The organism is Xanthomonas sp. GW, from assembly GCF_014236815.1.
Taxonomy (GTDB): Bacteria; Pseudomonadota; Gammaproteobacteria; order Xanthomonadales; family Xanthomonadaceae; genus Xanthomonas_A.
In genome coordinates this window covers 5181864-5204249 of record NZ_CP051189.1, presented here as the reverse complement: position 1 = coordinate 5204249, position 22386 = coordinate 5181864, and the positions used below count along the sequence as shown (strand labels likewise).

The following is a 22386-nucleotide window of genomic DNA, read 5'->3' as shown; positions in this document are numbered from 1 at the left end:
TGGCCGCCGGCGCGCGCTATAGTCCGCGCGACTCCCGGCCGGAGGAGAGACCGCCGTGGTAGAGACCGCCCCCGAGATCACCGTGTGGCTGGATGCCGCGCGCGGCGGCGACCGCGAGGCGCTCGATCGCGTGCTCAGCACGCTCTACCAGGAACTGCACAGCATGGCCCGGCGCCAGTTGGCCGGGCAGCAGGCGCAGACCCTGGATGCGACCTCGCTGGTCCACGAGTCCTATCTGAAGCTGCTCGGCGCGCACGGCATGGCCCGCTTCGACGGCCGCGCGCATTTCTTCGCCTACGCCGCTTCGGCGATGCGCAGCGTGGTGGTGGATTACGCGCGCAACCGCCTGACCCGCAAGCGCGGCGGCGATCTCAAGCGCGTCGCCGAGATCCCCGAGGACAGCGGCGGGGTGCGCCTGGACGAGGATCTGCTGGCGCTGGACGTGGCGCTGGACCGGCTGCAGGCGATCGACGAGCGCCTGGCCAAGGTGGTGGAGCTGCGCTATTTCGCCGGCCTGTCCGAACAGGAGATCGCCGAGCTGATGCAGCGCTCCGAACGCAGCATCCGCCGCGACTGGCAGAAGGCGCGCATCTTCCTGCTGGCGGCGATGCAGGATCACTAGGACCGACCGGAGCACCGCATGGACGCGCTGCAGTGGCAACGCCTGTCGCCGTTGCTCGACGAATTGCTGGATCTGACCCCGGAGGCGCGCGCGGCGCGGCTGGCGCAGGTGCACGCGCAGGATCCGGCCAGTGCAGACGACCTGGTGCGCATGCTGGCGCTGGACGCGGCCGGCTCGGACCTGCTCAGCGAGCCGTTGCTGGCCACCGCCACCGAGTGCCTGTGTGCCGGTAGCCGGATCGGGCCGTATGCGCTGGAGCGGTTGCTCGGCGAAGGCGGCATGGGCCAGGTCTGGCTGGCGCAGCGCGCCGATGGCCTGTACCAGCGCCAGGTGGCGCTGAAGCTGCTGCGCCCCGGCTATGCCGATGCCGCGCTGCGCCAGCGCTTCACCCGCGAACGCGAGATCCTGGCGCGGCTGGAGCATCCACACCTGGCGCGCTTGCTCGACGCCGGCATCGCTAGCGACGGGCGCCCGTACCTGGCCTTGGCCTATGTCGAAGGCGAGCCGCTCACCGATTACTGCCAGCGCCTGCACCTGCCGGTCGGCGCGCGGCTGCGGCTGTTCCTGCAGGTGTGCGAGGTGGTCAGCCATGCGCACGCCAACCTGATCGTGCATCGCGACCTGAAGCCGTCCAACATCCTGGTCAACGCCGCAGGCGACGTGCGGCTGCTCGACTTCGGCATCGCCAAGCTGCTCGACACGGAAGCCGACCCCGCGGCCGACGCGCATCCGCGCACCGAAGCGCGCGCGTTCACCCTGCACTACGCCGCGCCGGAGCAGGTGCGCGGCGAGCCGATCACCACGCTGACCGACGTGTATTCGCTGGGAGTGGTGCTGTACGAACTGCTCACCGACCAGAAGCCCTACCACCTGCGCCGCAGCAGCGATGCCGAATGGGAGCGCGCGATCCTGGCGGTGGAGGCGCCGCGGCCGTCGGCGGCGGTGGCGCGCGCCGCACAGCAAGGACAACGCGATCCGGCCGAGGCGCGGCGCCTGGCCCGGCGGCTGAGCGGCGATCTGGACAACATCCTGCTCAAGGCGCTGCAGAAGCCGCTGCCGCAGCGCTATTCCTCGGCCGAGGCGCTGGCCCAGGATCTGCGCCGCTATCTGCAGGGGCGGACGGTGCAGGCGCGCCCGCAGGGCGTGGCCTATCGCCTGCAGAAATACCTGCAGCGCCATCGCTGGAGCGTGGTGCTCGGCAGCCTGACCGCCGCCGCGCTGCTCGGCGCGGCGGGCGTGGCGCTGTGGCAGGTGCGTGAGGCGCACCGCGAAACCGTGCGCGCGCAGGCGATGCAGGACTTCGTGATCGGCCTGTTCGATCGCGCCGGCAACGCGCAGCGCGGCGACGGCTTCGACCTGCGCGGGCTGCTTGCCAGCGGCGAACAGCGCGGCGAACGCGAACTGCTGCGGCAGCCGCTGGCGCGTGCGGAACTGCAGGGGGTGATCGCGCGCCTGCGCATCGGCCTGGGCGACTATCGCGAAGCCTTGCTGCTGCTGCAACGGCAGCGCGCGCTGCTGGCCACGCAGGACGATGTGCCGCTGGCGCTGCGCCTGGAAGCGGCGGCGCAGCATGGGCGCGCGCTGCGCCTGCTGAGCCGTTCGCAGGAGTGCGTGGCGCTGCTGCAGCCGCTGGCGGCGCAGGCGCAGCAAGCGCAGGCGCAGTTGCCGCTGCAGGCCGCGGGGTTCTTCTCGCAACTGGGACGCTGTCGGCGCGTGCTCGGCGAACGCACGCCGGCGCGGGCCTGGTTCGAGCGCGCGCTGGCGCTGCACCGCGACGTGCTCAAGGACCCGGCCGGCATCGTCGAGAGCATGACCGACATCGCCTCGATGGACAGCGACATCGGCAACACCGATGCGGCGATCGCCGGTTATCTGCAGGCCCTCGCCTTGCTCGATCGCCAGGCCGGGCCGCGGCATCCGCTCAGCGTCAACCTGCTGCGCAGCCTGGGCGTGGCCTACCGCGATCGCGGCGATGTCGACCAGGCCGAGCAGGCGGTGAGCGCGGCGCTGGCGTTGTCGCGCAGCTTGAACGGCGATCGCCACCCGGTCAGTCTCGGGCTGCGGCGCTTGCGGGCGGCGGTGATGATCGACCAGGGCCGCCTGGACATCGCCGAGCGCGAACTGCGTGCCGCGCATGCGCTGACCGTGGAACGGCTGGGCCCCACCCATCGCGACACCGGCATGAGCTGGAGTTCGCTGGCGATGCTGGAACTGGAGCGCGGCCAGGATGCGCAGGCGATCGCCGACATGGACCGCTCGGTCGCGATCATGCGTGCGCCCGACAGTCAGGCGCTGCTGCCGTACATGCTGCTCAACCAGGGCCTGGCGCTGTCGGCGGCGGGCCGCCACCGCGACGCGCTGGCGCCGCTGTACGAAGCGCGCGCGCGCTGGATCGCGCAGCTCGGCCAGAACAACCCGGCGGTCGGCGACAGCGAGCGGTTGATCGCCGAGGCGCGCGCCGCGCTCGGCGAACCGCGGCAGGCCGATGCGCTGCTGGCGCAGGCGCTGCGCCGCACCGAGGCCGGCTACGGCCCTACCCATCCGCGCACGCGCGCAGTACGCGTGGCCTGGGCGCGCAACCTGGGCCGGCTCGGCCGCGACGCGCAGGCGCTGCACGAACTGGAGGCGCAGGCGCGGCAGGGCGGCGACGGCATCGAAAGCCGCAAGCTGCGCTGGCGCGCCCGCGCCTATGCCGCCGAGCTGCATTGCCAACGCCGCGGAGGTGCGGGCGACGGGCGTGGCGAACTGCAGGCGCTGCAGCGCGAACTGGCGCAGGCGCAGCCGCAGGGCGGCACGCTGGTGCACGAGGTGGAGGAGCTGCGTGCCGCATGCGCCGCGCCGGCGGCGTTGACTGCGGCGCGCTGAGTCCTGCTGCGGCGTGACGCCGGCCGCTCCCGGTGCAGTGTGGGCCACAGCCGACGGCGGCCTGGCATCGCCGCCCCGAACCGCCGGCGATCGCCGCTACCATGGGCCATCGCCCTTCGATCCGCCGCGCCGTGCCCGTCCGCCATGTCCTGTTCCTGTGCGCCCGCAACCGGCTGCGCAGCCCGACCGCCGAACAGCTTTTCGCCGACTGGCCCGGCATCCAGACCGCGTCGGCCGGAGTCAATGCCGATGCCGATACCCCGGTGACGCCGGAGCTGCTGGCCTGGGCCGACCTGATCTTCGTGATGGAACGGCGCCACCGCAGCAAACTGTCGGCCGCGTTCCAGCGGCACCTGAGCGGCAAGCGCATCGTCTGCCTGGACATTCCCGACGACTATGCGTTCATGGATCCGGCGTTGGTCCGGCGGCTGCAGCAAGCGGTGACGCCGCATCTGCCGCGGCGTCATCCGGCGGTTTGAGAGGCACGCGGCGTGGCCGCGCCGCAACCCGTGGCCTGACGCCTGACGCCACCGGCGCAGCCGCGAACGTCTTACTTGCCGCGCGGTCGCACGGCGCCGCTCGCTACGACTGTGCCAGTGCAGTGCCTCCGCCACCTCGTCGTCGAGAAGTGGCGGAACTATCGCGTCTGCTCAAGGACTTCGCCAGCCGCAACCGAAATCGCCACGACCGTCGTCTTCGCTGCTGCGACACGTGCAGGTGTTCGAATCGGCCCGCTGCCGACGCTGCGCGCCCTTCTGCGACAGCCACGTCCGCCGGAGTGCGCCGAGCGGCAACGGCCGCGGCGCATGCGCAACCGGCCGACTGTCGCCGCGGCCGCAGAGTCGCCACAATCGGGCCTCCTTCCTCGATCGCAGGTTCGCCATGCGCACCGATACGCAGAATGGACGGCGGCGCCCGCGCGCGGTGCTGCTCGCGCTACTCGGCGCCTGGCCGTTGCTCGCCGCCGCCGCCCCGGCAACCGCGCCTGGCACCGATGCGCCTGCGCCATGGATCATGGACAACGGCGTGGTCCGGCTCACGGTCACACCGACCCTGGGCGGGCGCGTGCTGGGCTTCCAGCGCAGCGGCGGGCCGAACCTGATCAAGGTCGGCGACGCGGTGCAGCGCCAGCCGCTGCCCACGGTCAACGCGGCGGCCAACGATATTCCCTATTTCGGCCACGACGTCTGGGTCGGGCCGCAGAGCGCGTGGTGGCAGCACCAGGACGCCAATCCGGCGCGGCGCGCGGCGCATGCCAACTGGCCGCCGGATCCGTATCTGAGCTTCGCCACCACCACCGTCACCGCGCGCGCGCCGCAGCGCCTGCAGCTGCGCGGCGTGGACAGCCCGGTCAGCGGCGTGCGCCTGCGCAAGACCTTCGCGGTCTCGCCGCAGCGCGCCGACAGCGTGCTGCTGCAGGTACAGGCGCAGAACGTGCGCAAGACCGCGGTGGCCTGGGACCTGTGGTTCAACACCCGGGTCAGCGCGGCCACGCGGGTGCTGGTGCCGGTCGCGGCCGCCGCCGATATCCGCGTGCAGCCCAGCGATGGCGCCGGCTACGCGTCACCGCAGTACGTGTTGCAGGACGGACTGATGGCGCTGGCGACCGCGCCGCCGGGCAGCGCCGGACAGCGCGGCAAGCTGCTGCTGCAGCCGTCGGCGGGCTGGATCGCCGCCTTCGCCGGCGGCCAGGCCTGGGTGATCCGCTTCGCGCACCAGCCGCTTGCGCGCATCCATCCCGAGCAGGGCCAGGTCGAGTTCTACCTGGATGCGCCAGCCTCCGATCCGGGCAGCGGCCTGCTGGAAATGGAAGTGCACGCGCCGTACCGGACCCTTGCGCCGGGCCAGACCATGCAGGCCGAGGAGCAATGGACGTTGCTGGACTACACCGGCGGCGACGACCCGGCGCAGCAGCGCAGCTTCCTGTGCCGGCATGCCACGACGCTGGCGCTGGCGGGCGCCTGCGCCACGCCCTAGCTCTCGCGTTTAACGCCGCTTGTCTATGATGGAGGCCCTTTCCGCTTCGATCCGGCCCATGCAACGACGCGATTTCCTCAAGAACGCCGCCGCCGCCTTCGCCGCCATGGGCTTGCCCGCGATGCCGATGCTCGGCCAGGCCGCCCCCGCGGTCGGCCTGCGCCGGCTGGGCAAGCCGCAGCCCTTCGATTACGCCTGGCTCAAGGGCCATGCCCGGGCCATGGCCCAGGCGCCCTACCAGAGCCACAAGCGGGTGCTGCCGGGACCGCTGGAGTCGTTGAACTGGGACCAGTACCAATCGATCCGCTACCGCCAGGATCACGCGTTGTGGGCGGTGGACAACGAGTCGAAGTTCCAGGCCAAGTTCTTCCACCTGGGCCTGTACTTCAAGTCGCCGGTGCACATGTTCGACCTGGTCGACGGGCAGGCGCAGGAACTGGCCTACGACGGCGCCGCGTTCGATTACGGCAAGAGCGGTCTGCAGGGCAAGCACCTGCCCAAGGAACTGGGTTTCGCCGGCTTCCGCCTCAACACCAAGCAGGACACCGACCGCGACTTCGCCGCGTTCCTGGGCGCCAGTTATTTCCGCGCGGTGGGCAAGGAAGGCCAGTACGGCCAGTCCGCGCGCGGATTGGCGATCGATACCGGCACCGGCGGCCCGGAGGAATTCCCGGACTTCATCGCCTACTGGCTGGAGCAGCCCAAGGCCGGCTCGGACACCGTGGTGGTGTACGCGCTGCTGGACTCGCCGAGCGTGGCCGGCGCCTATCGCTTCGCGATCACCAACGGCGATGTGCTGCTGATGGACATCGACAGCGCGCTGTATCCGCGCAAGGCCATCGAGCGGCTGGGCCTGGGGCCGTGCACCAGCATGTACCAGGTCGGCGAGAACGACCGCCGCATGGACTGGGACTGGCGCCCGGAGATCCACGACACCGACGGCCTGGCGATGTGGACCGGCGGCGGCGAATGGATCTGGCGGCCGCTGTGCAATCCGCCGCAGCTGCGCTTCAACATGTTCGTGGACGAGAACCCGCGCGGCTTCGGCCTGTTGCAGCGCGACCGCAACTTCGACCACTACCACGACGACGGCGTGTACTACGAGAAGCGCCCGTGCCTGTGGGTGGAACCGAAGCAGGGCTGGGGCAAGGGCTCGGTGCAGCTGGTGGAGATTCCCACCATCGACGAGACCTTCGACAACATCGTCGCGTTCTGGAATCCGCAGGACAAGCCGCAGCCTGGGCAGGAACTGCTGTTCGGCTATCGCCTGTACTGGGGCGCGAAGCCGCCAGCGTCCTCGCCGCTGGCGCAATGCGTGGCCACGCGCACCGGCCTGGGCGGCGTGGTCGGGCAGAAGCGCAGCCATTTCTCCTGGCGCTTCGCGGTGGACTTCGTCGGCGGCGAACTGGCCAGGCTCGGCAAGGACAAGGACGCCAAGGTCGAGGCGGTGCTGCAGTTGAGCCGCGGCAGCACCGAGATCGTCTCGGCGCGGCCGCTGCACGAACTCTCCGGCTACCGCGCGATGTTCGACGTGGTGCCGCCGGACGACGGTACGCAGCAGATCGACATCCGCCTGTTCCTGCGCGCCGGCGACAAGCCGCTGACCGAGACCTGGCTATACCAGTGGACGCCGCCGCCGGCGGCCGAGCGCAAGCTGTATTGAGTTGCGGCCGAGCGCTGCTGCGCCTTACCCGACATCGTTTGTCGCGGCTGAAGCCGCTACTACAGTGCGGATAGCGGCCGGCTGCACCGTGGGAGGGACTTCAGTCCCGACGCGTGACTGTCCGGCATCGCGCGTCGCGGCGGCCTCAGGGCTTGGCTGGTTGCTGCGGTTTCGGCGCGGTTTCCTGATGATGTATCGATATTGCCGATATTTACCAGGCCGGGCGTATTTTCAAGCTCCGGTTCTGCGTGGGCGCTCCGCTTCCTGCCCCCTGTCTTCTACCGCGGCAACGCGATCTGCAACGGATCGATGCGGCCCTCGCCGCGCATGATCTTCTTGAACTCGGCGCGGCTCACCGACACGTAGCGCTCGTTGCCGCCGATCTCCACCTGCGGGCCGTCCTGCACGGCGTGGCCGTCGGCGTCCACGCGCACTGTCATCGTCGCCTTGCTGCCGGTGTGGCAGATGGTCTTGATCTCCTGCAGCTCGTCGGCCCAGGCCAGCAGGTACTGGCTGCCCTCGAACAGCTCGCCGCGGAAATCGGTGCGCAGGCCGTAGCACAGCACCGGGATGCGCAGCCGGTCGACCACCTCGCTGAGCTGCCAGACCTGCGCGCGGCTGAGGAACTGCGCCTCGTCCACCAGCACGCAATGCAGCGCGCCGTCGCGGGCGATGTCGTCCTGCAGCAGCGCCAGCAGGTCGGTGTGCGGCACGAACGTGTTGCCATCGGCGCGCAGGCCGATGCGCGAGGCGACCACGCCACTGCCGTCGCGGTGGTCCAGGCGCGGGGTCAGGATCGCGGTGCGCATGCCGCGCTCGCGATAGTTGTGCGCCGACTGCAGCAGCGTCGTGGTCTTGCCGGCGTTCATCGCCGAATAGTAGAAGTACAGTTTCGCCATGGCCCGATTCTAGCGCGGCGGCCGGCCCCGTCGCAGGCCGGAGGCGCGCGGGAAAACCCGTTCAGCGCCAGCGCGGCGACGCGGTCCTCGCCGCCGGCCGGCGCCCGCTACAATGCGCGGCCCAGGGAAGTCTTCATGCACGGTCTCAATCCCCCCCAACGCGCCGCGGTGCTGAATTGCGAAGGCCCGTTGCTGGTGCTGGCCGGCGCCGGCAGCGGCAAGACCCGCGTGATCGTGGAAAAGATCGCGCACCTGATCGCCACCGGCCGCTACCCGGCCAAGCGCATCGCCGCGATCACCTTCACCAACAAGTCGGCCAAGGAAATGCGCGAGCGCGTGGCCAAGCGCATCCGCGGCGACGCCGCCGATGGCCTGACCATCTGCACCTTCCACGCGCTGGGACTGAAATTCCTGCAGATCGAGCACGCCGCGGTCGGCCTCAAGCGCGGCTTCTCGATCTTCGACGCCGACGATGCCGCCGCGCAGATCAAGGACCTGATGCACGGCGCCAAGCCCGATGCGATCGACGACGCCAAGAACCTGATCTCGCGTGCCAAGAACGCCGGGCTGTCGCCGGAGCAGGCGATGGCCGCGGCGCGCAGCAACCGCGAGCAGGAAGCGGCCAGCCTGTACGAGCGCTACCAGGCGCGGCTGAGCACGTTCAACGCGGTGGACTTCGACGACCTGATCCGCCTGCCGGTGCAGGTGCTGGAGGAGAACGAGGACATCGTCATGGCCTGGCGCGAGCGCATCGGCTACCTGCTGGTGGACGAGAGCCAGGACACCAACGACGCGCAGTACCGGCTGCTGAAGATGCTGGCCGGTCCGCGCGGCAACTTCACCTGCGTGGGCGACGACGACCAGAGCATCTACGCCTGGCGCGGCGCCAATCCGGAAAACCTGATGCAGATGGGGCGCGATTATCCGGCGCTGCAGATCGTCAAGCTGGAACAGAACTACCGCTGCTCCAACCGGGTGCTGCGCGCGGCCAATGCGCTGATCGCGCACAACCCGCACGAGCACCTGAAGACCCTGTGGAGCGACCAGGCCGACGGCGAGCGCATCCGCGTATGGGAATGCCGCGACAGCGAGCACGAGGCGGAAAAGGTCGCCGCCGAGATCGCCTACCTGGGCACCGCCAAGCAGGTGCCGTGGAGCGATTTCTGCATCCTGTTCCGCGGCAACTTCCAGTCGCGGCCGCTGGAAAAGGCCTTGCAGATCGCCGGCGTGCCGTACCACATCACCGGCGGCACCGCGTTCCTGGAACGGCAGGAAGTCAAGGACGTGCTGTCGTGGCTGCGGCTGCTGGTCAATCCTGACGACGATGCCGCGTTCCTGCGTGCGGTGCAGGCGCCCAAGCGCGAGGTCGGCGCGACTTCGCTGGCCAAGCTGGCGGAACTGGCGTCGGCGAAAAATCTACCGATGTCGCGCGCGGCCGAGTCGATGGGCGCGCTGCAGCAGCTGCCGCCGCGCGCGGCCAACGGCCTGAGCGATTTCGTCGACGTCCTGCATGACTTGCGTACCGCCTCGCTGACCCTGTCCTCGGCCGACGTGGTGCGCCAGCTCGCCGAGCAATCCGGGCTGATCCGCGAACTGCGCAGCCAGTGCAAGGACGAAACCACGTTCCAGCGCCGCCGCAGCAACCTGGAAGAACTGGCCAAGTGGTTCGAGGGCGGCCCGCGCGGCGCCACCGTCGGCGACCTGGCGGCGCAGCTGGCGCTGCTGTCGCGCAACGACAAGGACGACGGCGGCAACCAGGTGCGGATGATGACGATGCACGCGTCCAAGGGCCTGGAGTTCCGCTACGTGTTCATCGTCGGCTGCGAGGACGGCGTGCTGCCGCACGAGGTCAGCCTGGAGGAGGGCAACCTGCAGGAAGAGCGGCGCCTGCTGTACGTGGGCATCACCCGCGCCAAGGAACAGCTGTGGATGAGCTACAGCAAGCTGACCCGCAAGTTCGGCGAGCACATCCGGCTCAAGCCCAGCCGCTTCTTCGACGAAATCCCGGCCGAGGAAATGCAACGCGACGGCGCCGACCCGGTGGCCGACGCCGAACGCAAGAAGGAGCGCGCCAATGCGGGGCTGGCGGCGATCCAGGCGTTGTTTGATTGACGGCGGGGATTGGGGATGACCAGCCGTTCGGCTGTGGAAAAGCCGGGAGTGGGGATTCGTAAAGGCGGTTGTGCGTGGTGCCGCGGTTGGCGGGTTCTGGTGTAGCGCGGGTATGTGCTGGAGTTCCCTTCTCCCTCCGGGAGAAGGTGCCCCGAAGGGGCGGATGAGGGTACGGGCGCAGCCTCGTGTACCCAAACTCCGCGAGACGCTTCGCGCCGTACCCTCACCCCAACCCCTCTCCCGAGGGGAGAGGGGCTCAAAACAGGTGCTTGTACATGGCCGGCCGAGTGCACTGTAGGAGGGGCTTCAGGCCCCGACGCTTTTTCTCAGCACAACGGGGATTGCAGCTTCGCGCGTCGCGACTGAAGTCGCTCCCACAAGAAGCGGTGTTGCCAGAGGTTGCGGCTCTCTCAAGCAGCGTCACGCGGCAGGCATTCGGACGTAGCCGGCTGGGTGCACTGTGGGAGGGACTTCAGTCCCGACGCTGTTTCACTGGGTTGTGGGAGTGCTGGCTTCGCTTGTCGCGACTGATGGCCCAAGGCGACCCAGAATCGCTCCCCACAAAAAGAAGAGGCTGCTTTCGCAGCCCCTACATGCCTCTGTCCGCCGCGCTACTTAGGACGACAGATGCTCGATCGCCGCGACGCTGCCGAGGCGGTCGCCCAGGCGCTTGAGCAAGGCCAGGCGGTTGCCGCGGATCGCCGGGTCGTCGACGTTGACCATCACCCCGTCGAAGAACGCATCCACCTGCGGCCGCAGCCGCGCCAGGAAGTTCAGCACGGTGACGTAGTCGTGCTGGCGCAGCGCACCGTCGGTTTCCACGATCGCCGCTTCCACCGCTTCGGCCAGTGCGCTTTCGGCCGGCTCGCGCAGCAGGGTCGGGTCGATCTGCGCCGGAATCGCACCCTCGGCCTTGCGCAGGATGTTGCGGATGCGCTTGTTGGCCGCGGCCAGCGCCTCGGCCTCCGGCAGCGTGGCGAAGATGCCGATCGCGTCGATGCGGCGGTCGAAGTCGTAGAGCGAGCCGTGGGTGGCGGTCGCGGCTGAAGCCGCTCCTACAGAAGCTGCGCTTCCTTCAACCCCGACCGAGAACAGGGCGGCCACCGCGTTGAAATGCGTGGCCGGCACGCCCTTGTCGGCGTAGTAGCCACGCAGGCGGTCGAGGATGAAGTCGAACAGCTCCTCGATTCCTTGAGTAGGATCACCATCTCGCTTTCGGATTACTTCATCTCGGTACTGGATCGCCGCGTTACGTTCCTTATCAGATTTCGCGCCGGTAACTGCCGCCTCTGCCATTGTTGCTGCCGAAGTCAAAGCAAAATGGCGCGAGAGGGAAAGATAATTCCGTAGGTCTACATCAAACCCACTCTCAATCACCGTCCGCGCCAACCCCAGCGCATTGCGTCGCAGCGCGAACGGGTCCTTGTTGCCGGTCGGCTTCAGCCCCGCGGCAAACCCGCCTGCCAGCGTGTCCAGGCGCTCGGCAATCGCCAGCACTTTGCCCAGCGGCGACAGCGCGATGTCGTCGCCGGCGAAGCGCGGCTGGTAGGCCTCGTCGATCGCCAGCGCGATCTCGCCCGGCTCGCCGGCGGCCTTGGCGTAGTGGCGCCCGGCGATGCCCTGCAGTTCCGGGAATTCGTTGACCATGCGCGACTGCAGGTCGTTCTTGCTCAATTCGGCGGCGCGGCGCGCCTGCACAGCGTCCACGCCGACCAGCGGCGCGATCGCCTCGGCCAGCGCGGCCACGCGCTGCACCTTGTCGGCGATGCTGCCGAGCTTGGCCTGGTAGGTCACGCTGGCCAGGCCCGCGCCCATCGCCTCAAGACCCTGCTTGAGGTCCTCGTCGAAGAAAAACTTGGCGTCGGCGAAGCGCGGGCGGATCACCCGCTCGTAGCCCTTGGCCACTTCGGCCACGTCGCGCGAGACGATGTTGGCGATGCCGATGAAGTGCTCGGTCAACTTGCCGCCGTCGTCGAGCACCGGGAAGAATTTCTGGTTGCTCTCCATCGTCTCGATCAGCGCTTCCTGCGGCACCGCCAGGAACGCCTGCTCGAAATGGCACAGCACCGCCGACGGCCATTCGACCAGGTTCACCACCTGCTCCAGGTTGTCGTCGGAGATGCGCGCGCTGCCGCCGGCCTGGCGCGCGGCCTGCTCGATCTCGGCGACGATGCGCGCGCGGCGCGCATCCGGATCCACCAGCACCTGCGCCGCCTGCAGCGCGGCCACGTAGTCGCCCGGCTGCGCCAGCGCGACCGGCGCGTCGTGCAGGAAGCGGTGGCCGCGGCTGACCCGGTCGGCCTGCACGCCGAACAGTTGCACCGGCACCACGTCGTTGCCGAACAGCAGCACCAGCCAGTGCACCGGCCGCGCGAAACCGTAGTCGTGGTCGCCCCAACGCATCGGCTTGGGGATCGGCATCGCCGCGATCGCTTCGCGCAGGATCTCCGGCAGCAGCGCGGCGGTCTGCGCGCCCGCGGTCACGGCGCGGTGCACGAAGCGCTCGCCTTTGGCGTCGCTGGTGCGCTCCAGCGCGGTCCAGTCGATGCCGGCCTTGGCGGCGAAGCCGGCCAGCGCCTTGGTCGGCTGGCCGTCGGCGTCCAGCGCGATGTTGAGATAGGGGCCGAGCACTTCCGAACGCTGCTCCGGCTGCTCGGCGGCCACGCCCGGCAGCAGCACCGCCAGCCGCCGCGGGGTGGACAGCGGCTTGGCATCGCCGCGTTCGACCGCGATGCCGCGCTTCTCCAGACCGGCGATCACGCCGTCGAACAAGGCCTGCGCCAGGCCCGGCAGCGCCTTGACCGGCAGTTCCTCGGTACCCAGTTCGATCAGCAGGGGATGTAGTGCGCTCATGTGTCAGACCTTGCTAGCGGTTCCCTTCTCCCTGCGGGAGAAGGTGCCCCGAAGGGGCGGATGAGGGTACGGCGGAGCCTTGTGGAGTTTGGGAGTGGCAGGTTCTCGTGCCGGCGTACCCTCACCCCAACCCCTCTCCCGGGGGGAGAGGGGCTCAATGCCTCAGCGCTTCACGCCGGGGAAGCCCAGCTTCTCGCGTTGCGCGTGGTAGGCCTTGGCCACCGCCTGCGCCAGCGCGCGCACGCGCAGGATGTAGCGCTGGCGTTCGGTCACCGAGATCGCGCGGCGCGCGTCGAGCAGGTTGAAGGCGTGGCTGGCCTTGGTCACCTGCTCGTAGGCCGGCAGCGGCAGGCCCAGCTCGACCAGCCGCTGCGCCTCGCGCTCGCAGGCGTCGAAGCGGTGGAACAGCTCGGCCACGTCGGCATGCTCGAAGTTGTACGCGCTCTGCTCCACCTCGTTCTGGTGGTAGACGTCGCCGTAGGTCACCGGCGCGCCGTCCGGGCCGTAGGTCCACACCAGGTCGTAGACGTTGTCGCAGTTCTGCAGGTACATGCACAACCGCTCCAGGCCGTAGGTGATCTCGCCCAGCACCGGCTTGCACTCCAGGCCGCCGGCCTGCTGGAAGTAGGTGAACTGGGTGACTTCCATGCCGTTGAGCCACACCTCCCAGCCCAGGCCCCAGGCGCCGAGCGTGGGCGATTCCCAGTTGTCCTCGACGAAACGCAGGTCGTGCACCAGCGGGTCGATGCCCAGCGCCTGCAGCGAATCCAGGTACAGCTGCTGGATGTTGTCCGGGTTCGGCTTCATCGCCACCTGGTACTGGTAATAGCGCTGCAGGCGGTTCGGGTTCTCGCCGTAGCGGCCGTCGGTGGGGCGGCGGCACGGCTGCACGTAGGCCGCGTTCCACGGCTCCGGCCCGAGCGCGCGCAGGAACGTGGCCGGGTGGAAGGTGCCGGCGCCCACTTCCAGGTCCAGCGGTTGGATCAGCACGCAGCCGTGCTGCGCCCAGAACTGGTTGAGGGTCTGGATCAGACCCTGGAACGTGATCGGAACGGACCGGGAGACGGGCATGCAGCAAAGGCCGGCAAAGGGGGTGCGCTAGTATAGCGACCGACTTGCGGGGACTTCCGCGCACCGGACCTGACCATGGATACGCGACCTGCCGCGCAGCCGCCCGCCGTGCCTGTACCCGCCGCCGTGTCGCTGCCGCCCGGGCGCCTGAATTTCGAGCGCGTGGTCGCCGCGCTGCTCGCCGACGGCCTGGTCGCGCCGGCCGAGCGCGGCCGCATGCAGTTCTCGGCGCAGTCCGCGCGCACCGTCAGCGACGTGCATCCGCTGGTGCTGCTGTCCAACCTGAAACTGGCCGCCACCCGTCCGCCCGGCAGCGAACTGGGCCTGGAACGGCTGACCGAATGGCTGGCACAGCGCTGCGGCCTGCGCTACCTGCGCATCGATCCGACCCGGGTCGACGTGGCCGCGGTCACCGCCGTGGTCTCGCATGCCTACGCGCGCCGCCACCGCATCCTGCCGCTGGCGCTGGACGGCGAACGCCTGCTGGTGGCGACCAGCGAGCCGCTGGCGCTGGACTGGCTGGCCGACGTGCAACACCTGGCGCGGCGCCGGATCGAGATCGCGGTGGTCAACCCGCTGGACCTGCATCGCTACACGATGGAGTTCTTCGGCGTGACCCGCTCGGTGCGCGGGGCCAAGGACGGGCGCAACGAGCAGAGCAGCGGCCTGCCCAGCTTTGAGCAGCTGGTGGAACTGGGCCGCGGCGGCGACGTCAACGCCGACGACCACCACATCGTGCACATCGTCGACTGGCTGCTGCAGTACGCCTACGAGCAGCGCGCCAGCGACATCCACCTGGAGCCGCGGCGCGAGGCCGGGCGCATGCGCTTCCGCATCGACGGCGTGCTGCACAAGGTGCTGGAAGTGCCGCCGGCGGTGATGACCGCCATCGTCAGCCGGATCAAGGTGCTCGGGCGCATGGACCTGGCCGAGCGCCGGCGCCCGCAGGACGGACGCATCAAGACCCGCTCGCCGGGCGGGCGCGAGACCGAGATGCGCCTGTCCACCATGCCCACCGCGTTCGGCGAGAAGTGCGTGATGCGCATCTTCGACCCGGACGCGGCGTTCAAGAGCGTGGACCAGCTCGGCTTCAGCGCGCAGGAGGCGGCCGGCTGGGCGGCGCTGGTCGAGCGCCCGCACGGCATCGTGCTGGTCACCGGCCCGACCGGCTCGGGCAAGACCACCACGCTGTATTCCACGCTCAAGCGCCTGGCCACCCCGGACGTGAACGTGTGCAGCGTCGAGGACCCGATCGAGATGATCGCGCCGGAGTTCAACCAGATGCAGGTGCAGACCAACATCGACCTGGACTTCGCCAGCGGCGTGCGCACCCTGCTGCGGCAGGACCCGGACATCATCATGATCGGCGAGATCCGCGACCTGGAAACCGCGCAGATGGCGGTGCAGGCCTCGCTGACCGGGCACCTGGTGCTGTCCACCCTGCACACCAACGACGCGCCCTCGGCGATCACCCGCCTGCTCGACCTGGGCGTGCCGCACTACCTAGTCGCCTCCACCCTCAACGGCGTGCTGGCGCAGCGCCTGGTGCGCACGCTGTGCAGCCACTGCAAGCGCCCGCACACGCTCAGCGACCTCGAATGGGACGCGCTGCGTGAACCCGGCGAAGCGCTGCCGGACGACCTGCAGGTGCACGCCCCGGTCGGCTGCCTGGAATGCCGCCGCACCGGCTACCTGGGCCGGGTCGGCCTGTACGAACTGCTGCCGGTGACGCCGCGCCTGCGCACGCTGATCCGCGCCGACATGGATCTGGCCGGCTTCAGCCGCGCCGCGCAGGCCGAGGGCGTGCGCAGCCTGCGCCGCGCCGGCCTGGAAAAAGTCGCCGCCGGCCTGACCACCATCGAGGAAGTGCTGTCGGTGTTGCCGCCGCGCGAGTGAGCGCAATGCGCGTGCGGTGACGCGCGCGCGCAGGCCGGCATCAGCGACCACGGCCCAACATGTCGGCAGCAGATGCACGACACAGCGTCGCCCCGCAGCGCTGCGCCAGCCGATCGGTGTGCGCCTTGGCCGCGTTCTGCCGGCAGCATGCCCGTGCCCGGCGCGGTTTGCGCTGCATTCGAATTGATCTAAAGTGCGCCGGACCCTCCTTCTTCGCGCGCCGTGGCGGCTTTCCCGCGCATGGCGCGCATCGCCGATAGCCTACATGTCCCTCTCCATCGAATCTGCCGCTGCGCGCGTCCGCGAGGCCGTCCATTCCGCCACTGTTGGTCTGGTCGGGCGCGACCAGCTCGCCGAACTGATGGTGCTGGCGGCGATCGCCGAAGAACACCTGCTGATCGTCGGTCCGCCCGGCACCGCCAAGAGCGCGGTGGTCAGGCGCGTCGCCGCCGCGCTGGGCGGCCGCTATTTCGAGTATCTGCTGGGCCGCTTCACCGAGCCATCCGAGCTGTTCGGTCCGGTGGACCTGCGCAAGCTGCGCGAGGGCCTGGTCGAAACCGACGTGGCCGGCATGCTGCCGGAGGCCGAAGTCGCCTTCCTCGACGAGGTGTTCCTGGGTTCGACCGCCATCCTCAACACCTTGCTCGGCGTGTTGAACGAACGTCGGTTCCGGCGCGGCCATACCGATGTGGCCTGCCCGCTGCGCATCTGTGTCGGCGCGGCCAATGCGCTGCCCGAGGACGAGTCGCTGGCCGCCTTCGCCGACCGGTTCCTGCTGCATCTGTTCGTCGACGCGGTGCCGGACCACCAACTGGAAGCCTTGCTGGCCGGCGGCTGGCAGGCCGAGCGCGCCGAGGTGGTGCATGCGGCCGACCTGGCCGACCTGGACATGCTCGCCAGCCAGGTGCGGCAGGTGCAGATGGAGGAAGCGCGCAGCGCCTTGGCGCAGGCGGTCCGCACATTGCGCCAGGCAGGGCTGACGCTGTCGGACCGCCGCATCGTCAAGACGCAGCGCCTGGTGGCGGCGGCCACCGTGCTGGCCGGGCGCAACGTCGCCACCGAGGCGGACCTGTGGCCGCTGTTCTACGTGATGCCGACGCGCGAGGCGCAGGCCGCCGCGCAGGATGCGCTGCGCGACACCTTGGCGCTGGCCACCAATCCGACGCTGCGTGCGGCGGTGGAACATGCGGCATTGCAGCCGATGTCGCGCGTGGCGCGGCTGCTCGAGACCGCCCAGAGCTGCCTGGCCGCTGCCGATCCCGAGGACGCCGCCGCGCGCACCGCTGCCGAAGCCGTGTTGCGCGAGATCGACGCCAATTTCACCGCCGCGTCGCTGCCGCAGGCGCTCGCCGCCGAGCGCGCGCGCCTGATCGAGCGGATCGGCGCCGCCGCATGACGTGGTCGTGGCACGACGATCCTGCGCCGCCACCGCCGCAGGGCGTCGTGGGCATCGGCCAGCTCGCGCAGCGCTTGCTGGAGCGCGCCGCGCGCAGCGAGACGGCAGATGCGCTGATGGCGACGGCCAGCGACGGGCTGCTGGTCCTGACCGGACCGGCGACGGCGCTGCCCTGGCTCGACGGCGTGCTGTACATCGCGCCGCGCCCCGAAGCGCCGGCGCTGTGGCTGCCGACCGCACAGCGTCCGGGCATCGCGCTGGACCTGCTGGCCCAGGCCGTTGCTCGCCGCCATCCCGATCCGCCGTGGCTGATGCTGCGCGCGCCGGCGGCGCTGGTTCCGCTGAACCGCCTGCTGCCGCTCGGCGCGACGCTTGCGGAGCAGATCCGCCGGCGCTGGGCGGCATGACCGCGGCGCCGACGCTGCCACCGGCGCTGCAGCCATGGCACGCCTGGCTGGCATGGTTCGAGCCGGAGATCGCCGCGATGCTAGGCGACTGGCTGGTGCGGCTGGAGCCGCTGCTCGGCCGCGGCGCCGCGCGCGTGCAGCACGGCATCGCCGATCCGGACGGCATCGAGGATCTGCGCCGGCGCGGACCCTACGAACGCCTGCTGTTGAGCGAGTGGGCGGTGGCCGACCTGCTGCCGGACGAGTTCCTGCGCCGCGCCGCGCACCACGAACACCTGTTCCTGGCGCCGAAGCTGATCCAGCGCCAGACCGACGCGCTGGTCGTCGCGCTGTTCGACGCCGGCCCCGCACAGCGCGGCGCGCCGCGCCTGCTGCACGTGGCGATGTGGATCCTGCTGGCGCGCCGCGCGCAGGCGGCACGCGCCCGCTTCGCCTGGGGTGTGCTGCAGCGGCCGGGCGAGATGCATGACGCGGGCACGCCTGACGCGTTGCGCGCGCTGCTGCAGGCCCGCACCCACCAGCTGGCGACGGACGCCGAACGCAGCGCCTGGCGCGCGCATCTCGCCGGCAGCGGCCAGGCGGCCAGCGAGTGCTGGTGGATGAGCGGCAACGACGAGGCCACCGGCGCCGGCGACCACAGCGTGAGGATCCGCCAGGGCTTCGATGGCCAGTTGCACGTGGTGGTCAGGACCCATCACGCGCGTCGCGAACTGGCACTCGGCATGCCGCGTTCGCCCTGCGCCGCGCACCTGCTGCGCGGGGAGTTCAGCGTGTCGCCGACGCAACCGGCGGCGGTCCCCGCCGACACGCTGAAGGGCAGGTTGTCGCTGCGCCAGCCACCGTTGTTCAGCGTCGATGGCCGCTATGTGGCGCTGCCGCTGGCGGGCGAGCACCAGGCGGTGATGCTGAAGATTCCGCGCGAGGGCCGCCACAAGCGGGCTGCGCCGCGCTACAGCGCATGGACCGCCGACGCCGATCTGATCGGCGGGGTCATCGTGCACAAGGATTTCGCCGGCGTCGTGGCGACGCAGGGGAGAGGCCTGTATTTTTGGAAGATGCCCGGCTTCAGCGTGGTCACGCGGCCGCCGGCCGACACCTTCGACGCGGTACCGGGCACCGCGCGCTGGCTGCGCTGCGCCTGGCTCAAGGGCGGCGCGGAAAAGGCGCAGACGCAGCGCGTGGTCGTCCTGGATGGCGCCGGGCACTTGCTGTCGTGGACCAACGCCAGCACCAGGCCCGGGCGCGATGCTCCTGCCCACGCCAAGGTCGCCGACGACGTGCTGGCGATGCAGCAGATCGACGCGCAGCGGTTGGTGTATGCCTGCTACGCGTCCGGCCACCTGCGGATCAGCTGCCTGCACCGCGAGGGCAACACGGAACTGCTGACCAAGCTGACCGCGCCATCGCGACCGACCCAGCTGGTGTTCCGCGGGCTGATGCGAGATGGGCAGTGGCAGGGCGCCATCTGTCTGGAATACCGCAGCGACCAGCGCGATGGCGGACGTGTCTACCGTCTGTATCAAGGCGGGCCGCAAGACGGCTATTCCGAACTGGAACTGCGTCCGCCGCCGGGCTGGAAGCTGCTGGGCCTGGTGCCGGACCCGCACAGCGCCGAACGCAGCCAGCTGTTGATGCTGCGCCATGATCGCCGCGCTCTGGTCGGGATCGGCGAGCACGGCCAGGAGATCCTGTTCCAGGCATCCAGCGACATCAGCGCCGCGTCGGTCTCCTTCGATGGCGACGCGGTGGCGTTGGTCGACCTGGCAGGGCAGTTGCTGGTCCTGGGCGATGGTGGCCGCCGGGTGCTGATGTGCGTGCACGGGCAGCGCGGAGGCGATCTCGATGGATGAAGCGGTGAATGCGGCGACCGCGGCCGGCAGCGTGCGCGATCCGCTGTGGCGCGGTCTGCAGGAGCTCGACGGCCTGTGGTGGCCTGCCGGCATCCTGCCTGCGCCACTGCGGCTGGCGCGCATGCTGGCCGCCTGGCACCCCGGCTGCCGGGCCTATCGATTCGACGCCGGCGACGCGCTGTGCTTCGCCCACGCGCAGCCGCTGTACTGCGAACGCGTGGGTGCGGTGCCGTTGCGCCGGTTGCACGGCGCGCTGTGCTCCGCGCCGTTGACCGAGGCGGAGCTGGCCGCGCTTCCGGCCATCGATCTCGGCCTGGTCGCCGGTGCCGCGGTGGTGGGGCTGCGTTTCGATCAAGGCACGCTGCTGGACCTGTCCGAAGCGATCGCGCTGGACGATTACCCGCTGCACGACACCTACGATTGCCGCATCCCGCCGCCGGCGCTGGACGTGGCGCAGCTGCAAGGCAAGGACGTGCGCGGTGCGCTCGGCGAGGTCATCCCACCACGCAGTGCCGACAGCGAAGCGTTCCTGCAGGCCATGGCCGGGGCACGTCCGTCAGGATCCCCGCGGGGAGGCATGGCCGCGGTGCGCGAAGGCGTGCTGGGCGTCGTCCTTGCCCTGTTGTCGCACATGCTGCCGCGGCAGACCGCGGTTGCCGCGCCGCATGGCAGCGTGGCCGCACGCCAGTCCGGCGGACGTCCCAGCGCCTGGCGCGACGCGCTCGCGCGGCTGGCCGCGATCAGCCGCCTGGGCAAGCTGATCGGCTATCGGCACGGCGCCTATCTCCGGCGCATGATGGCGATGTTCGAGCAGGGCGATCTGGACGAGGCGCTGCGCAATGCCCTGCCGCTGGACGGTGTCGGGCAATCCCTGGGCCAGGCGTTCGGCGCCCCGGGCCGGCGCGACAGCCTGCAGCTGTCCGGCCGCATCGGGCAGAGCGCCAACCTCGGCCTGGGCGAGGACCTGACCGCGCACCTGCGGCGCATGTACCGCGAGGCGTTCGCCGCGCTGGACCGCAAGGGCAGGATCGACGAGGCCGTGTTCGTGCTGGCCGAGCTGCTCAATGCGCGGCAGGAGGCGTTGGACTATCTGGTCCAGCACGGGCGCCATGCGCAGGCCGCCGAACTGGCGCTGGGCTGGGAGATGCCGCCATCGCTGATCATCCGCCTGCTGATGCTGGCCGGCGACCATCGCCGCGCGATCCAGGTGGCGCGGCGCGACGGTGCTTTCGCCGACGCGGTACAGCAGCTGCAAGGCGCCCACCCGGCGCTGGCGCGGCAGCTGCGCCTGGAATGGGGCCACGCCCTGGTCGAAGGCGGCCACTGGCTGCAAGCGGTCGAGGTGGTCTGGCCGCTGCGCGAGGCGCGCGACCTGGCGCTGCAATGGCTGCTGGCGGCCGAGCAGGCGGGAGATGCCCTGTCGGCGCGCGCGCTGGTGCAGCGCGCCAGCCTGCTGCCGGACACGCTGCAGCAGTACGCGGCCAGGATCGAGGCGCTGGCCGATCCAGGCACCGACCCTTACCCGCGGGCTGCATTGGCGGAGGCCTTGCTGGCGATCAAGGGCAACGGGGTCGCGCTGCGCCGCCTCGCCGCCTGCGTGCTGCCGGCCGTCGCCGCCGATTGCAGCGCGGGCCGCAACGGCATGGGGCGCAGCGACCTGGATCGGCTGATGCAGCTCGCTGCCGACGCCTGCCTCAAGAGAGACATGCCAGCGTGGCGCGTTGCGCAGGCCGGCAGCCCGTCGCCGTTCTGGCGCCTGGACGCGGCCCTGGACTTGCCGCTGCCCGCCGCCGGCGTGCAACGGATCCACGATGCGGCAGTGCTGCCCGACCGCCACTACCTGGTCGCCCTGGGCGAAGCCGGCGTGGCCGTGCTGGATGCACGCGGCCGGGTGACCCAGCGCTACGCGGTGCCGGCGTACCGCTTGGTGCTCGCGGCGAGCGGACAGGTGGCCCTGGCGGTGGCGCCGCGCGAGCATGTGGCGCGGATCGCACGCCTGGACCTGGCGACCCGCAGCAGTGTCGAGCTCGGCGCAATGGCTCTGCAGTTCTCCGCCCCCACGCTCAACGGGACCGGTTGGACCGTGGTGGTGAACGACCGCATCCTGGTGGTCGACGTCGGCAAGGGCCTGGGCGAGGTGCTGTGGCACGTGGGCGACCTGCCCGGTCCGGTCGCCGCCGCCGGCTTCTTCGCCGACTGCGAAGTGTTCCTGGTGCGCAGCGGCAACACGCTGCAGGACTGGACGTATTCCTTGCCGCACAGGCGCTTGCGCGGCCGCGACGAGCGCGTGCTGCTGCACGGCTTGCCGGTGCTGCCACACCGCTGCGGCGCGATGCAACAGCCGCAGCTGGAGGTGCGCGAGGACGGCGAGGTCGCCTTCGTCTACCGCGACGGCCTGCAGCAGAGGGCATGCGTGCTGCCGCAGGTGCAGGCGGAAGCGCTCCAGGGCGAGCACTTCGTCGCGCTCGAGCAGGGCATCCTGGTCGGCGTGCATCTGCACGAGTGCAGCCGCTACTTCGTCATCCGTTTGTCCGATGCCGCTTGCATCGCCACACTGGAGACGCCGGCGGGTCTGCCGCTGGGTGCGCGCGAGCAAGCCGAACACCTGCTGCTGTATGCCGCGGACGGCCGCCTGCTGGACATCGACCTGCGCCTGTCGGTGGCGCACCCGCTATCGGTGCTCTGATCGGCTCGCGGCCAAGGCGCTGTCGAAGCCGAGCCTCTGCATGCGGCCGCCGCCGAGCGTGCTGGCCTCATGAGCCCTGGTTATCTCGC

General features: G+C 70.4%; 14 protein-coding genes. 11 read left to right on the top strand and 3 right to left on the bottom strand.

Annotation, left to right across the window (positions count from 1 at the left end; genetic code table 11):
• The first annotated feature begins 55 nt into the window (after positions 1–55).
• The 5 genes from HEP73_RS22285 to HEP73_RS22265 all read left to right on the top strand — a co-directional run bounded on the left by HEP73_RS22285 (position 56) and on the right by HEP73_RS22265 (position 7127).
• Entirely contained in the window at positions 56–622 is a 567-nt protein-coding gene (locus HEP73_RS22285; RefSeq protein WP_179570204.1) for an ECF-type sigma factor, read from the top strand.
• 18 nt (positions 623–640) lie between these two features.
• Positions 641–3487 carry a serine/threonine-protein kinase gene (locus HEP73_RS22280; RefSeq protein ID WP_185821618.1) on the top strand — a complete coding sequence of 949 codons (2847 nt, stop codon included), beginning with the start codon at positions 641–643 and terminating at the stop codon, positions 3485–3487.
• Between the two features lie 131 nt (positions 3488–3618).
• Entirely contained in the window at positions 3619–3966 is a 348-nt protein-coding gene (locus HEP73_RS22275) for a low molecular weight protein tyrosine phosphatase family protein (RefSeq protein WP_255423610.1), read from the top strand.
• A 535-nt stretch (positions 3967–4501) separates the two neighbouring features.
• Positions 4502–5464 (top strand): DUF4380 domain-containing protein, encoded by a 963-nt coding sequence (locus HEP73_RS22270; protein ID WP_185823554.1) that lies wholly within the window; start codon positions 4502–4504, stop codon positions 5462–5464.
• A 58-nt stretch (positions 5465–5522) separates the two neighbouring features.
• Positions 5523–7127 carry a glucan biosynthesis protein gene (locus tag HEP73_RS22265; RefSeq protein ID WP_185821616.1) on the top strand — a complete coding sequence of 535 codons (1605 nt, stop codon included), beginning with the start codon at positions 5523–5525 and terminating at the stop codon, positions 7125–7127.
• Between the two features lie 278 nt (positions 7128–7405).
• Here HEP73_RS22265 and HEP73_RS22260 read toward each other — a convergent pair whose 3' ends face one another.
• Positions 7406–8026, bottom strand: a complete 621-nt coding sequence (locus HEP73_RS22260; protein WP_185821615.1) for a thymidine kinase — start codon at positions 8024–8026, stop codon at positions 7406–7408.
• Between the two features lie 135 nt (positions 8027–8161).
• On the opposite strand from HEP73_RS22260, the gene rep reads away from it, so the two are divergent.
• Positions 8162–10138 (top strand): DNA helicase Rep, encoded by a 1977-nt coding sequence (gene rep, locus HEP73_RS22255; protein WP_185821614.1) that lies wholly within the window; start codon positions 8162–8164, stop codon positions 10136–10138.
• A gap of 615 nt (positions 10139–10753) precedes the next feature.
• Here the strand turns inward: rep and glyS are convergent.
• Positions 10754–12991 (bottom strand): glycine--tRNA ligase subunit beta, encoded by a 2238-nt coding sequence (glyS, locus tag HEP73_RS22250; protein WP_185821613.1) that lies wholly within the window; start codon positions 12989–12991, stop codon positions 10754–10756.
• Between the two features lie 162 nt (positions 12992–13153).
• On the bottom strand, positions 13154–14062 hold the full coding sequence (gene glyQ / locus HEP73_RS22245) for a glycine--tRNA ligase subunit alpha (protein ID WP_003469925.1): 909 nt from the start codon (positions 14060–14062) through the stop codon (positions 13154–13156).
• 75 nt (positions 14063–14137) lie between these two features.
• On the opposite strand from glyQ, the gene HEP73_RS22240 reads away from it, so the two are divergent.
• From HEP73_RS22240 to HEP73_RS22220, 5 genes are all read left to right on the top strand, one after another.
• A complete protein-coding gene (locus tag HEP73_RS22240) occupies positions 14138–15958 on the top strand; it encodes a GspE/PulE family protein (RefSeq protein ID WP_185821612.1) in 1821 nt (606 codons plus the stop codon).
• A gap of 265 nt (positions 15959–16223) precedes the next feature.
• On the top strand, positions 16224–17354 hold the full coding sequence (locus HEP73_RS22235; RefSeq protein ID WP_185821611.1) for an AAA family ATPase: 1131 nt from the start codon (positions 16224–16226) through the stop codon (positions 17352–17354).
• Positions 17351–17761 carry a bpX5 domain-containing protein gene (locus HEP73_RS22230; RefSeq protein WP_185821610.1) on the top strand — a complete coding sequence of 137 codons (411 nt, stop codon included), beginning with the start codon at positions 17351–17353 and terminating at the stop codon, positions 17759–17761. Before HEP73_RS22235 ends, HEP73_RS22230 begins: the two co-directional genes overlap by 4 nt.
• A complete protein-coding gene (locus tag HEP73_RS22225) occupies positions 17758–19611 on the top strand; it encodes a hypothetical protein (RefSeq protein WP_185821609.1) in 1854 nt (617 codons plus the stop codon). The genes HEP73_RS22230 and HEP73_RS22225 overlap by 4 nt, the downstream gene beginning before the upstream one ends.
• Positions 19604–22297, top strand: a complete 2694-nt coding sequence (locus HEP73_RS22220; protein WP_185821608.1) for a bpX6 domain-containing protein — start codon at positions 19604–19606, stop codon at positions 22295–22297. The genes HEP73_RS22225 and HEP73_RS22220 overlap by 8 nt, the downstream gene beginning before the upstream one ends.
• The last annotated feature ends 89 nt before the right edge of the window (positions 22298–22386 follow it).